Here is a 12,706-nt window from a genome sequence, read left to right as displayed (position 1 = left end):
CGGTTACATCGCCCCGCCCTGCCACTCCCCCTCAGCCGCAAGACGACGCCATGCCCGCCAGCTCCGCCTCCCGCTCCCGTTCCGCCAAGGCCGCTTCCGCGGCTGCCGCTGCGCCCGCCCCTGCGCGTGCCGCCAAGACCCCGCGCAGCAAGGCCCCGGCGCCTCGCGGCAAGGTCAGCCCGCCACCGGCCGCCAGCCGCGCGGCCAAGGACAAGAATCAGCCGTTGATGGAGGACATCCGTCTCCTGGGCCGCATTCTGGGCGAGGTGATCCGGGAACAGGAAGGCCGCGAGGCGTATGAGCTGGTGGAAAAGGTCCGCCAGCTGTCGGTGGCCTTCCGCCTGAAGCGGGATGCGCAGGCCGGCAAGCAGATGGACAAGCTGCTCAAGAGCCTCTCCGGCGAGCAGACGGTGAGCGTGATCCGCGCCTTCAGTTATTTCTCGCACCTGGCCAACATCGCGGAGGACCGCCATCACGTGCGCCGCCGCGAGATCCACGACCGGGAGGGCAGCCTGCAGCCCGGCTCGCTGGCCTATGCGCTGGAGCGCCTGTTCGAGGCGGGCGTGCGGCCCGGCGAAGTGGCGCGCACGCTGCAGAACGGCTTTGTCTCGCCGGTGCTGACGGCCCACCCGACGGAAGTCCAGCGCAAGAGCATCCTGGATGCCGAGCGCGCGCTGGCCGAGCTGGTCACCCAGCGCGACCACCTGCACACCGACCGCGAAAAAGCCGCCAACGAAAGCCTGATCCGCGCCCGGGTCACCCAGCTCTGGCAGACCCGCATGCTGCGCTACTCCAAGCTGACGGTGGCCGACGAGATCGAGAACGCGCTGAGCTACTACCACGCCACCTTCCTGCATCAGATCCCCAAGCTGTATGCGGAGCTGGAGGAAGCGCTGCCCGGTGAATCGCTGTCGTCCTTCCTTCGGATGGGCCAGTGGATCGGCGGCGACCGGGACGGCAATCCCAACGTGACGGCCGACACGCTGCAACTGGCCCTGCGCCGTCAATCGGAGGTGGCGCTGCGCCACTACCTGACCGAGCTGCATGCGCTGGGCGCAGAGCTGTCGATCTCGCTGCGGCTGACGGGTGTCACGCCGGCGATGCAGGCCCTGGCCGAGCGCAGCCCGGACCGCAACGAACACCGCATGGACGAGCCTTATCGCCGCGCCCTGACTGGCATGTATGCGCGACTGGCCGCGACGCTGCAGGAACTGACCGGCACGGAAGCGCTGCGCCACGCAGTCGCGCCGCAATCCCCCTACCTGACGCCCGACGAGTTGCTGGCCGACCTGCGCACCATCCAGGCCTCGCTCGAAAGCCACCATGCCCAGGCCCTGATCGCGCCGCGCCTGAAGCCGTTGATCCGTGCGGTGCAGGTCTTCGGCTTCCACCTGGCCACGCTGGACCTGCGACAGAGCTCGGACCAGCACGAAGCCGTGGTGGCCGAGCTGCTGCGCACCGCGCGGGTGTGCGACGACTACAGCGCGCTGGATGAATCCGAACGCCGCGCGCTGCTGCAGCGCCTGCTCAACGAAACCCGCCCGCTGCGGGTGCTGGGCATCGAGTACAGCGAGCATGCCCGTCGTGAGCTGGCCATCTTCGAGACGGCCCGTGAATCCCTGCGCCGCTACGGCCGTGAAGCGCTGCGCCACTACATCATCTCCCACACCGAAGATGTGAGCGACCTGCTGGAAGTGCAGCTGCTGATGAAGGAAGTGGGCCTGCTGCGCGGCACGCTGGACGGCGAGGCGGTCAGCGACCTGATCGTCGTGCCGCTGTTTGAGACCATCGCCGACCTGCGCCATGCGCCGCAGATCATGCGCAGCTTCTACGAGCTGCCGGGCATGGCGGCCCTGGTGCGGCGCTCCGGCGGTGAGCAGGACATCATGCTGGGCTACTCCGACTCCAACAAGGACGGCGGCGTCTTCACCAGCAGTTGGGAGCTCTACCGCGCCGAGATTGCGCTGGTGCAGCTCTTCGATGAGCTGCGCCAGCAGGGCCCGCTGACCCTGCGCTTGTTCCATGGCCGCGGCGGCACGGTCGGACGGGGCGGCGGCCCGAGCTACCAGGCCATCCTGGCCCAGCCTCCCGGCACGGTGAACGGGCAGATCCGGCTCACCGAGCAGGGCGAGGTCATCAACTCCAAATACGCCAATCCGGAGATCGGCCGGCGCAACCTGGAAACGCTGGTGGCGGCCACGCTGGAGGCCACGCTGCTGCATCCGACCAAACCCGCACCCAAGTCCTTCATGGAGGCGGCACAGGCGCTGTCGGACACCAGCTTCGCCGCCTACCGCGGGCTGGTCTACGACACCCCGGGCTTTGCCGACTTCTTCTTCGCCGCCACGCCGATCCGCGAGATCGCCGAGCTCAACATCGGTTCCCGGCCGGCGTCACGCAAGGCCACCCGCGCGATTGAAGACCTGCGCGCCATTCCCTGGGGCTTCAGCTGGGGACAGTCCCGCATCACCTTGCCGGGCTGGTGCGGTTTCGGCTCCGGCGTGGCGAGCTTCCTGGGCAAGGGCGCGGACCGGGACGAGAAGCTGGCACTGCTCAAGCGCATGTTCAAGCAGTGGCCCTTCTTCCGCACCCTGCTGTCCAACCTGGACATGGTGCTGGCCAAGGCGGACCTGGACATTGCGCAGCGGTATCTGGAGCTGGTCGAGGACAAGCGGCTGGGCAAGAAGATCTTCTCCGCCATCCAGGCTGAGTTCCAGCGGACCGAAGAGGCGCTGGCGCTGATCACCGGCGACGGGCACCGCCTGGCGGCCAATCCGGCGCTGGCGCGCTCCATCGAACACCGCTTCCCCTACATCGATCCGCTCAACCACCTGCAGGTGGAACTGATGCGACGGTATCGCGCCATTCCCGTAGAGAAGCGCGCGGAAGATCCGCGCATGGAGCGGGTGCAGCGCGGCATCCATCTGTCGATCAACGGGATCGCGGCGGGGCTGCGCAACACCGGCTGAGGCGCCGAATGGGAACCGCCGTGGCAGCTCAGCGCTGCCCGGCGAGCGCCTCCCTCACGGCGGCGACCTGGCGGCGTGACACGGCCAGCCATTCATTGACATGGGCCACCCGCACGGCCCAGCCCAACTCCCCTCCCGCTTCCCCGTCGCCGTCCCCCACCGTGGGCACGTGCCGCTCCAGTTCCCGCACCGCGGCCTTGGCCACCAGCGCATTGCGATGCACACGCAGGAAGCGGTCGCCCAGGCGCTGCTCAAGATCGGTCAGGGACCCGTCCATCACATGGCTGTGGGTGGCGGTGCGCAGCGTCAGGTACTTGAGCTCCGCCTTGAAATACAGCACCTCGGCCAGCGGCACGCGCAGCAGCCGTCCGCGCTCGGTGATGTTGATCACCGGCCCGTCGTCCGCCGGCGGCGCCTCTTGCGGATTCCGGGACTGGGCCGCTGCACGCTCCACCAGCCGCTGCGCCGCGCGCGCCAGGCTGGCCTGCAGCCGCTCACGCCGCACCGGCTTGGTCAGGTAGTCCAGCGCTTCCAGCTCGAAGGCCTGCAGGGCGTGCTGGGCATGCGCCGTCACGAACACAATGGCCGGTGCCAGGGGACGCCCCATCAGCGCCTGCGCCAGCCCCAGCCCGTCCAGGCCCGGCATCTGCACATCCAGCAAGATCAGGTCGCAGGCATGGTCCCGCAGCCAGGTCAGGGCCTGCTCACCGCTGGCCGCCTCGGCCGCCACTTCGGCGCGTGGCTCTGCGTTGGCCTCCACCAGGCCGCGAAGCCGCAGCCGCGCCAGCGGCTCGTCGTCCACGATCAGCACCTTCAGCGTCGGTTGGGTCAGCATGTCGTTCCCTGTTCGATCAGCCAAAACACTCAGCGCGGCAGCAGGATCCGCACCATGAAACGGGTGGGCGACGGGGCCACCTCGATACGCGCCGCGACGTCATGCATCAGCCGCAGGCGCTGCTTCACATTCTTCAAGGCCAGCCCATGACCGCGAGTGCGCGCCGGGGCGCCCACGGTGTTGACCACCCGGATCTCCACCTCGCTGCCGCGCACGCGGGTGAGGATGCTCACGTCCCCGCCGCGGTCGTTGGGCTCCACCCCGTGGCGCACCGCGTTCTCCACCAGCGGCTGCAGCAGCAGCGGCGGCACGCGCACATCATTGCCGTGCGGATCAATCTGCCAGTCGATGCGCAGCCGCTCGCCAAAGCGCAGTTGCTCAATGGCGAGGTAACGCCGCGCCAGGTCCACTTCCTGGGACAGCGGCACGCCTTCCGTGCGCGGGCCCGTGTCGGCCAGTGCCACCCGGAACAGCTCGGCCAGGTCTTCCAACACCTCCTCGGCCCGGGACGGATCGACGCGCACCAGCGCGATGGCCGTATTCAGCGTGTTGAACAGAAAGTGCGGCCGGATGCGCGACTGCAGTTCCACCAACCGGGCCAGGGCCTCGGCCGGCGCTTGAGCGCGTTCGCGCAACATCAACCAGAACAGCAGCAAGCCAGCGCCCAGGGCACCAAAACCCGCGGCGCCAACGCGCTGCAGCGGTGTCAGCAGGTCCACCCCCAGCAGCACCAACAGCCCGGTGCCCAGATGGGCGCAGGCGGCGCCCAAGGCGATGGGCAGCCCCCACTGCGCGAACTGCGGCAGCCGGGCCAGCAGGTGCTTGAGGCCGCAGACGATCAACAGCCAGGACAGCAGCGCCGTCATCGACGCCACGGTGCCCGTGCCCATCGCCCAGGCCCATCCCACCAGCGTCTCATGCGCCATGGCCAGGCCCAGGGCCTGCACCAACTGCACGCCCAGCACGGCCCGCAGCACCAGTCCCACATGGCACACGTCAAACCGGCGGCGCGGGTCGATCAGCGGGGTGGGCGGCATCGGCCGGGTTTCCAGCCGCGTGTCCTCCCAGGCCGCCTGTGTGGAGGGTGCCGCCTGAGACTGTTGTGCGCGTGTTGGGGGATGCGCCCGATCGGCCATGGGGTCTTGGTCCTCGCCCTTTAGAATCGTGCGCATTCTCTCCCACCGGGTTGCCGCTGGCCGCCCGGTTCGCCACAAGACGTGACAGACCGCTCACCCGCCGCGCTTCCGATCCCCCGCCCCGCGCCCTCCCGGCCGGCCAGGGGTGCACCGGCGCCGCGCGAGGACGAAGGCCGGTTACGACTTGCTCCGAAGTTACTGTCCGTCCGCTGAGTCCGCGATGTCCAATCCCTCCGACAACCAACTGGCCAACAAATCCCAGGCCTGGTCCGCCCTCTTCTCAGAGCCGATGAGCGACCTGGTCAAGCGCTACACCGCCAGTGTCGATTTCGACAAGCGCCTGTGGGACGCCGACATCCGTGGCAGCCTGGCCCATGCCGACATGCTGGCCGCCCAGTCCATCATCAGCGCGGAGGACCATGCGTCCATCCAGCGCGGCATGGCGCAGATCCGCGAAGAGATTGAATCCGGCCGCTTCGAGTGGAAGCTGGACCTGGAAGACGTGCACCTGAACATCGAAGCGCGCCTGACGGAACTGGTGGGCCTGGCCGGCAAGCGGCTGCACACCGGCCGCAGCCGCAACGACCAGGTCGCCACCGACGTGCGCCTGTGGCTGCGCGGCGAGATCGACGTGCTGGTGGGCCTGCTGACGGAACTGCAGAAGGTGCTGGTGCGCCAGGCCGAGCGGCATGCCGACGTCATCCTGCCGGGCTTCACCCATCTGCAGGTGGCCCAGCCGGTGAGCTTTGGCCACCACATGCTGGCCTATGTCGAGATGTTTGCCCGCGATGCCGAGCGGCTGCTGGACGCGCGCAAGCGGGTCAACCGCCTGCCGCTGGGCGCCGCCGCCCTGGCTGGCACCAGCTACCCGCTGGACCGTGAACGCGTGGCCCGCACGCTGGGCATGGAGGGCGTGGCGCAGAACAGCCTGGATGCCGTCAGCGACCGGGACTTCGCCATCGAATTCAGCGCGGCTGCGTCGCTGATCATGGTGCACATCTCGCGCCTGTCGGAAGAGCTGATTCTCTGGATGAGCCAGGCCTTCGGTTTCATCGCCCTGCCCGACCGTTTCTGCACCGGCTCCAGCATCATGCCGCAGAAGAAAAATCCGGACGTGCCGGAACTGGCCCGCGGCAAGAGCGGCCGGGTGGTGGGCCACCTGATCGGTCTGATCACCCTGATGAAGGGCCAGCCGCTGGCCTACAACAAGGACAACCAGGAAGACAAGGAGCCGCTGTTCGACACCGTCGACACGCTCAACGACACCCTGCGCATCTTTGCGGACATGATGGACGGCCTGACGGTCAAGGCCGACGCCATGGAGCGCGCCGCGCTCAAGGGCTATGCCACCGCCACCGACCTGGCCGATTACCTCGTCAAGAAGGGCCTGCCCTTCCGCGACGCCCACGAGGTGGTGGCCCATGCGGTCAAGACCGCGCAGGCCCAGGGCGTGGACCTGTCCGCGCTGAGCCTGGACGCGCTGCGGCAGTTTGACCAGCGCATCGAGAACGATGTGTACGAGGTGCTGTCGCTGCAGGGCTCGCTCAATGCCCGCAATGTGCTGGGCGGCACCGCGCCGGCACAGGTGCGTGAGCAGGTGAAGCGTCATCTGGTCAGGCTGGGTGGCTGAGAGGGGCAAGGTGCCGTGAAGCCGTGAAGCCATTAAAGCCCGCGACTCCCATGACGCCGCCCCGTCGCCCCATCATCGCGATTGCCACGGCAATCGCCCCTATCTAGCGAGGACATCCCCATGAGCACCCTGGACTGGTCGGACACCCTGGTATTGAACCAACCGGAGCTGGACCACACCCACGAGGAATTCGTGGACCTGCTCAACCGCTTCGGCGACACGCTGGACCGCGGCGAAGACGCACTGCCCGCCTTCAAGGCGCTGCTGGCCCACACCGAAGAGCACTTCGCGATGGAAGAGCGCTGGATGGCCGCCACCGGTTTCGAGCCGGAGAACTGCCACAGCAGCCAGCACGCCATGGTGCTGAACGTGATGCGGGAAGTGGTGCGCTACGCCGAGGAACTGGGCGACCGCGAGCCGATGCCCATCGTGCGCCAGGAACTGGCGCAGTGGTTCCCCGGCCACGCCGAAATGATGGATGCAGCCCTGGTCTACACCATGCAGCAGCGGGGTTTTGATCCGGCCACCGGGGAAGTGAAAGAACCGGCCCTGGAAGGCGCCACGGCCGGCGGCGGTTGCGGCAGTTCCAGCTGCGGGCACTGAGCCGCTTCACGCAGTCGGCCGATGGCCGCAGGTAGTAGCCACGGGAGCCGGCTCTTGGCCCCTGCTGACAGCCTCTGCCCTCTGTGCCGCCACAATGCGTCATGGCTGATTCGACGCCATCGCTGCCCGATCGCCTGATCGCCCATCTGGACATGGACGCCTTCTATGCGTCCGTGGAGCTGCTGCGTTATCCGGAGCTCAAGGGCCTGCCGGTGGTGGTGGGCGGACGTCGCGCCCACACCCCGCAATTGCGGCCGGACGGCACGCGCGAGTTCCACAAGCTCCAGGACTACACCGGCCGCGGCGTGGTCACCACCTCCACCTATCCGGCGCGTGCGCTGGGGGTGTTCTCCGCCATGGGGTTGATGAAGGCCGCGCTGCTGGCGCCCCAGGCCATCCTGCTGCCGGCGGACTTTGATTCTTACCGCCACTACTCCCGGCTGTTCAAGGCCGCTGTGAGAGAGATTGCGCCGGTCGTCGAGGACCGCGGCATCGACGAGATCTACATCGACCTGACCGACGTGCCCGGCGTGCGGGACGCGGTCGGCCACGACCCGCTGGGCGGCGTGCGATCGGTGGCCCGGGAGATCAAGAATTCAGTGTTCAGCGCGACCGGCCTCACCTGCTCGATTGGTGTGACGCCCAACAAGCTGTTGTCCAAGATCGCTTCGGAGCTGGACAAGCCCGACGGGCTCACCGTGCTCACCATGGACGATCTGCCCACCCGCATCTGGCCGCTGCCGGTGCGGCGCATCAACGGCATCGGCCCCAAGGCGGGGGCGCGGCTGAATGAGCTGGGCATCGAGACGGTGGGGCAACTGGCGCAGGCGCCGCAAGAGCTGCTGTCGCAGCATTTCGGGCCGGGTTACAGCGTCTGGCTGCATCAGGCCGCCTGGGGGCTGGATGACCGGCCGGTGGTGACCTACAGCGAGCCGGTGTCCATCAGCCGCGAGACGACCTTCGAGCGGGACCTGCATGCCAAGCGAGACCGGGCCGAGCTGTCCGCCATCTTCACCGCGCTGTGTGAGCAACTGGCGTCGGACCTGCAGCGCAAGGGCTACCAGGGGCGGACCATCGGCATCAAGCTGCGTTTTGAAGGCTTCCGGACGGTGACGCGAGACCTGACGCTGGACGCGCCGGTGCAGGATGCGGCGTCCATCCGCCATGCCGCCGGCCAGTGCCTCAAGCGGGTGGACCTGACGCAGCGGCTGCGGCTGCTGGGTGTGCGGGTCGGGAAGCTCAGCCGGCCTGGTGCGGAGGAACCCGGGCGGCGCGGCAAGCGAGGCGCGGGCAGCAATGCGGGAGCGCCGCAGGCGGCTGGACCGGTGCCGGAGACTTTGCCGCTGTTTGAATGAGTGCGTGATCGCGGCGGGTCACTCGCCGTCGGGCGGCGTGCTTGGGTTCGGTGCGGTGGGTGCGGTGGGTGCGGTGGGTGCGGTGGGTGCGGTCGGCACCGCAGTTGGCAGCCTCCACATCCACACGCCGACGCACAGACAAACCAGCGCCGGTAACCAAGGCAGCACCGGCATCAGCCACGCAGAGATCAGCGAGCTGACGGCCATCATGCCCCAGGCCATCTGCTTGGCTCGCAGCGGGATGGCCCGGGTGGCGCGCCATTGCCGGACCATCGGACCGAAGCGGGGGTGGGTCAGCAGCCAGGTCTCGCAGCGCTCGCTGCCCCGGGCGAAACAGAATGCCGCCAGCAGCACGAACGGCGTCGTGGGCAGCAGCGGCAGCACGATGCCGATGATGCCCAGCAAGAGGCTCAACCCGCCCGCCAGCATCCACGGCCAGCGACGCCAGTGCGGCCGTGCGGCGACCCGGGCGGCAACCTGGGTGGCGTCCTGCGGCGGGGGCACCTCTTGCGGTTTGATCATCCCGCAACTGTAAAGGACGACGCCTCGCACGCTCCGCACAAACGCCTCTCCCCGACCGCGGTCAAAAGTCCTAGCATCGGCGGCATGAGCGTCATCACCTGCATCGAAGACCTGCGCCAATTGGCGCAGCGGCGTGTCCCCCGCATGTTCTACGACTATGCGGACTCCGGCTCCTGGACCGAGAGCACCTACCGCGCCAACGAGTCCGACTTCCAGTCGATCAAGCTGCGCCAGCGGGTGGCGGTGAACATGGAAAACCGCAGCACCGCCACCGAGATGATCGGCCGGCCGGTGGCCATGCCGGTGGCGCTGGCGCCTACGGGGCTCACCGGCATGCAGCATGCAGATGGCGAGATCCTGGCGGCGCAGGCGGCGGAGGCCTTTGGGGTGCCGTTCACGCTGTCCACGATGAGCATCTGCTCCATCGAGGACGTGGCCGCCCACACCAAGGCGCCGTTCTGGTTCCAGCTCTACGTGATGCGGGACCGGGGGTTCATCAACAGCCTGATCGACCGGGCCAAGGCCGCGCGCTGCGGGGCGCTGGTGCTGACGCTGGACTTGCAGATCCTGGGTCAGCGCCACAAGGACCTGCGCAATGGTCTGTCCGCGCCGCCGAAGCTCACGCTGGCGAATCTGGTCAACATGGCCACCAAGCCGCGGTGGTGCATGGGGATGCTGGGCACGTCACGGCGTCAGTTCGGCAACATCGTCGGGCATGTGAAGGGGGTGGAGAACATGGGGTCGCTGTCCGAGTGGACGGCCAAGCAGTTCGACCCGCAGCTCAGTTGGGACGACGTGCAATGGATCCGCGACCGCTGGGGCGGCAAGCTGATCATCAAGGGCATCATCGATGAGGAAGATGCGCGGCTGGCGGCGAAGACCGGCGCGGATGCGCTGATCGTGAGCAACCATGGCGGGCGTCAGCTGGATGGGGCGGAATCGAGCATTCGCGCGCTGCCGCGCATCGTGGAGGCGGTGGGGGACCAGATCGAGGTGCATCTGGATGGCGGCATTCGCTCGGGGCAGGATGTGCTGAAGGCGTGGGCGCTGGGGGCGAAAGGCACCTACATCGGGCGTGCGTTTCTGTATGGGCTCGGCGCTATGGGGCGGCCCGGGGTCACGAAGGCGCTGGAGATCATCCACCGGGAGCTGGATCTGACGATGGCGTTCTGCGGGCACCGGCAGTTGACGGCGGTGGATCGGAGTATTTTGCTGCCGGGGACGTTTCCGGAGTAGCGGGGAAGTGGGCCGCGGCGGCAGGCTGCCGCAGCCTCGTTCGAACAGAGGCAGCCGACATCGTCGTCCAGCCGGCGCATGAGCTGCGATGCAACATTCAAGCGTGCGTTTTGCGCGTCTTTTGCATGAGGACGATGAGCGCTAACAGCTCAAAGTTAACATTGGGACCATGAAAGGGGCCATTGACCCGTCCTCCTTCCGGCGCGCGGCGAACCTCGCAGTCGGTCCCGCCTCACTTCGAACTTCAGGCCGCTCTATGTTGCGCACTACATTGCCCAAGCTCTTTGCCGTTGTTGCCATGTTTCCCGTTCTCGCAATGGCCGACTGCAATAGCAAAGACATCATGGAGCTGGGAAAGACGGCATTTCTACCGATTGTCAAGAGCGACCTCAATGCAAGTGATGGACTCTTTCCGTTTCGCGGACAGCTGCAGGCGAAGAACTGCAGCGGCATGTACTGTTCGCTTGACTTCAAGGTCATTGACGTCGTCTACGACGATATGGCGGAACTCTATCGAAAGAAATTCGAGATAGATGTTCCACCGATAGAACAGATCACCACAAGTGGGAAAATCGACTTCCTGCCCATCGAATCATTGGTGGTTGGCAGTGAATGGCTTGTCACCGTTACCAGCTTTGTGATAAGCCGCCCTTCGTCTAATGCCCCGCTGACGCCAAGATGCGTTGAGTGGTTGGCTGAGATAAGGAACAACCAGGTCATATACCATCGCGGCAAATTGCGCCTTCCCTATAGCGCTGCGAAAGCCAAATTACTCGAACCGCTAACCAGCGACGGAGGTGCAGCAGTTGAAAGAGCATTTGACGATCTGTTTCAAACGCTGTGCCAGCAAATCCTGCAAGTGGACGAAGCGAGCACGGACCCTGAATTGCATCGGGCCTGTGCGAAAGCCCGCGCTGGCAAGTGATCTTGAACGCTGACGTGAGCTTCGCGGCGAGCCAGATCGCCGGTCGCCCAGTGGACCGCGCCTGACCTCACGGCGAGCTCGGCTGAGGCTGTCGAACGGGTTTTGCAGACCTTCCCTATAACCTCATGCGTAGCGTCGGTGGTTAGTTCAAAACTTACGAACCTCTCGTCCTGCGTAACGAGGAGTCCAAAAAGCTGAGGCATTCCGGGGAAGTCAATTTTTAGATTGACAACGATGGAAGTCCCCCAGTGAATGCCTTTCCCTTCCCCAACCGTTCTCAGCGCTCCGGGCAAGGGGTTCTGCCGCCAATGTCGCCTCAGATCGAATCCGGCGCTCAACTTCAGCATTCTGCTGCTGCACGTTGCGCTGCTTAGGTGGTCCTTGTCGCATGGGACGCCTAACTTTGAAGATCAGCGGGCAGCAAATGCCTTCGCTGCAGCGACGTTTTAGCTGCCACAGCCGCGAATCTCACGGCTTAGGCCGGAAGCTGATGATGAGTACAGACGGCACCTTCCCATCAACATCGCGAGGCATTCGATTCGCTTTCAGTACTGCCCTTCGGACCGACTTATCCCAACTTTCGCTGCCGCTGCTCACGATGACCTCAGCGTCGATCACTTCGCCATTGGGTCGGGTGGAGACTCGGATCTCTGCGACAGGATTCCCTTCAACGTCATCTGGGAGAAGGATGTACGGAAGGATCACAGCACGAACGCGCTGCGCGTAGCTACCCTCAGCCTGACTTGCGGCAACCGGCGGAACCAGCGTGGGTTCTGGTGCAGGGGTTGCGCCGACGCCAGCGCTCGACATCAAGATCGAAATGGACAGTAGTTTCCGCAACGTCATCTTATCCCTAAAGTTTGACTGCCCCGCCCGCTGAAGGCAATTTGCTGCACGCATGGGTTAACCATGCGGGTTGCCGGCAACTGCGTACTGAATCTCGCCAGTGTCCTGCCACAGCTTTGACGTATAGAAGATCACCCATCCCCAAGGCTTTTCGACGGTGGCTGAATCGATCACCCCCCATTCATCGCCAGGCGGCAACTCCTCGGACTGCGCCAATTGACTCGCGACGCGCTGGCGAGCTTCTTCGAAGGTCATCATGGCAATGGCTGAAACTAATGGAAGTTCACTCGACCGGGTGGTTATACAGCACATTGTTGATGTGCCGTAGGCGCCGCCAACCATTGCGTTGCCGCCAGCGTCAATGCGCGGCGCCCGTAGCGCTGCACCCATTGCACCGCATAGCCATTGCACCTGGAGTGGCCAACCCTCACGACCGACAACTTGCGCATCGACGATGGCTGCTACGAAATCCGTGGCCGGGACGCTGACGGCAATTGGGTGACCCTGACCTTCGAACCTGCCACGCTGGCGGTCCTGGAGCTGGGAGTCCGATTCCGCCCTGGTGCCGACACCTCGCGCTACTGGGCGGGCACACGCGGTCAAGTAGGCAAGTCCAACAAGCCGCATCCCACCAACTAAGTAAGAGCGG

Annotated in this window: 12 protein-coding genes; 7 read left to right on the top strand and 5 right to left on the bottom strand. The window is 66.1% G+C overall.

The window, feature by feature from the left end; genetic code table 11:
- Positions 1 to 227 precede the first annotated feature (227 nt).
- The gene (gene ppc, locus DES44_RS03595; protein WP_232310055.1) at positions 228 to 2,969 is read left to right on the top strand and encodes a phosphoenolpyruvate carboxylase; all 2,742 of its coding nucleotides are present in this window, start codon (positions 228 to 230) and stop codon (positions 2,967 to 2,969) included.
- Between the two features lie 28 nt (positions 2,970 to 2,997).
- On the opposite strand, the gene DES44_RS03590 is transcribed toward ppc, so the two are convergent.
- Both DES44_RS03590 and DES44_RS03585 read right to left on the bottom strand, forming a co-directional pair.
- Positions 2,998 to 3,804 carry a LytR/AlgR family response regulator transcription factor gene (locus DES44_RS03590; RefSeq protein WP_058936179.1) on the bottom strand — a complete coding sequence of 269 codons (807 nt, stop codon included), beginning with the start codon at positions 3,802 to 3,804 and terminating at the stop codon, positions 2,998 to 3,000.
- A 29-nt stretch (positions 3,805 to 3,833) separates the two neighbouring features.
- Positions 3,834 to 4,841, bottom strand: a complete 1,008-nt coding sequence (locus DES44_RS03585) for a sensor histidine kinase (protein ID WP_058936180.1) — start codon at positions 4,839 to 4,841, stop codon at positions 3,834 to 3,836.
- Positions 4,842 to 5,160: 319 nt separating this feature from the next.
- Here DES44_RS03585 and argH point away from each other — a divergent pair, with 319 nt between their 5' ends.
- From argH to dinB, 3 genes are all read left to right on the top strand, one after another.
- Positions 5,161 to 6,570 (top strand): argininosuccinate lyase, encoded by a 1,410-nt coding sequence (argH, locus tag DES44_RS03580; RefSeq protein WP_058936181.1) that lies wholly within the window; start codon positions 5,161 to 5,163, stop codon positions 6,568 to 6,570.
- A 120-nt stretch (positions 6,571 to 6,690) separates the two neighbouring features.
- Positions 6,691 to 7,173, top strand: a complete 483-nt coding sequence (locus DES44_RS03575; protein ID WP_058936182.1) for a hemerythrin domain-containing protein — start codon at positions 6,691 to 6,693, stop codon at positions 7,171 to 7,173.
- A 101-nt stretch (positions 7,174 to 7,274) separates the two neighbouring features.
- Positions 7,275 to 8,528 carry a DNA polymerase IV gene (dinB, locus tag DES44_RS03570; protein ID WP_058936183.1) on the top strand — a complete coding sequence of 418 codons (1,254 nt, stop codon included), beginning with the start codon at positions 7,275 to 7,277 and terminating at the stop codon, positions 8,526 to 8,528.
- A gap of 18 nt (positions 8,529 to 8,546) precedes the next feature.
- On the opposite strand, the gene DES44_RS03565 is transcribed toward dinB, so the two are convergent.
- Positions 8,547 to 9,050 carry a YbaN family protein gene (locus tag DES44_RS03565; RefSeq protein ID WP_083525779.1) on the bottom strand — a complete coding sequence of 168 codons (504 nt, stop codon included), beginning with the start codon at positions 9,048 to 9,050 and terminating at the stop codon, positions 8,547 to 8,549.
- Between the two features lie 84 nt (positions 9,051 to 9,134).
- Here DES44_RS03565 and DES44_RS03560 point away from each other — a divergent pair, with 84 nt between their 5' ends.
- Together DES44_RS03560 and DES44_RS03555 are read left to right on the top strand one after the other, a co-directional pair.
- Positions 9,135 to 10,286 carry an alpha-hydroxy acid oxidase gene (locus DES44_RS03560; RefSeq protein ID WP_058936184.1) on the top strand — a complete coding sequence of 384 codons (1,152 nt, stop codon included), beginning with the start codon at positions 9,135 to 9,137 and terminating at the stop codon, positions 10,284 to 10,286.
- A gap of 169 nt (positions 10,287 to 10,455) precedes the next feature.
- A complete protein-coding gene (locus tag DES44_RS03555) occupies positions 10,456 to 11,211 on the top strand; it encodes a hypothetical protein (protein ID WP_147306932.1) in 756 nt (251 codons plus the stop codon).
- Positions 11,212 to 11,679: 468 nt separating this feature from the next.
- On the opposite strand, the gene DES44_RS26045 is transcribed toward DES44_RS03555, so the two are convergent.
- Both DES44_RS26045 and DES44_RS03545 read right to left on the bottom strand, forming a co-directional pair.
- Positions 11,680 to 12,021 (bottom strand): energy transducer TonB, encoded by a 342-nt coding sequence (locus DES44_RS26045; protein ID WP_375137507.1) that lies wholly within the window; start codon positions 12,019 to 12,021, stop codon positions 11,680 to 11,682.
- A gap of 93 nt (positions 12,022 to 12,114) precedes the next feature.
- Positions 12,115 to 12,315 carry a YrhB domain-containing protein gene (locus DES44_RS03545; protein ID WP_058936186.1) on the bottom strand — a complete coding sequence of 67 codons (201 nt, stop codon included), beginning with the start codon at positions 12,313 to 12,315 and terminating at the stop codon, positions 12,115 to 12,117.
- A gap of 183 nt (positions 12,316 to 12,498) precedes the next feature.
- Between DES44_RS03545 and DES44_RS03540 the strand changes: the two genes are divergently transcribed.
- Positions 12,499 to 12,696: a PepSY domain-containing protein gene (locus DES44_RS03540; RefSeq protein ID WP_198164809.1), complete on the top strand. Its 198-nt coding sequence runs from the start codon at positions 12,499 to 12,501 to the stop codon at positions 12,694 to 12,696.
- Positions 12,697 to 12,706 lie beyond the last annotated feature (10 nt).

Origin of the sequence: Roseateles depolymerans, assembly GCF_003387155.1 — a bacterium.
GTDB lineage: Bacteria > Pseudomonadota > Gammaproteobacteria > Burkholderiales > Burkholderiaceae_C > Roseateles > Roseateles depolymerans.
The sequence above is the reverse complement of the archived record's forward strand: the minus strand, read 5'-3'. Positions and strand labels throughout refer to the sequence as shown.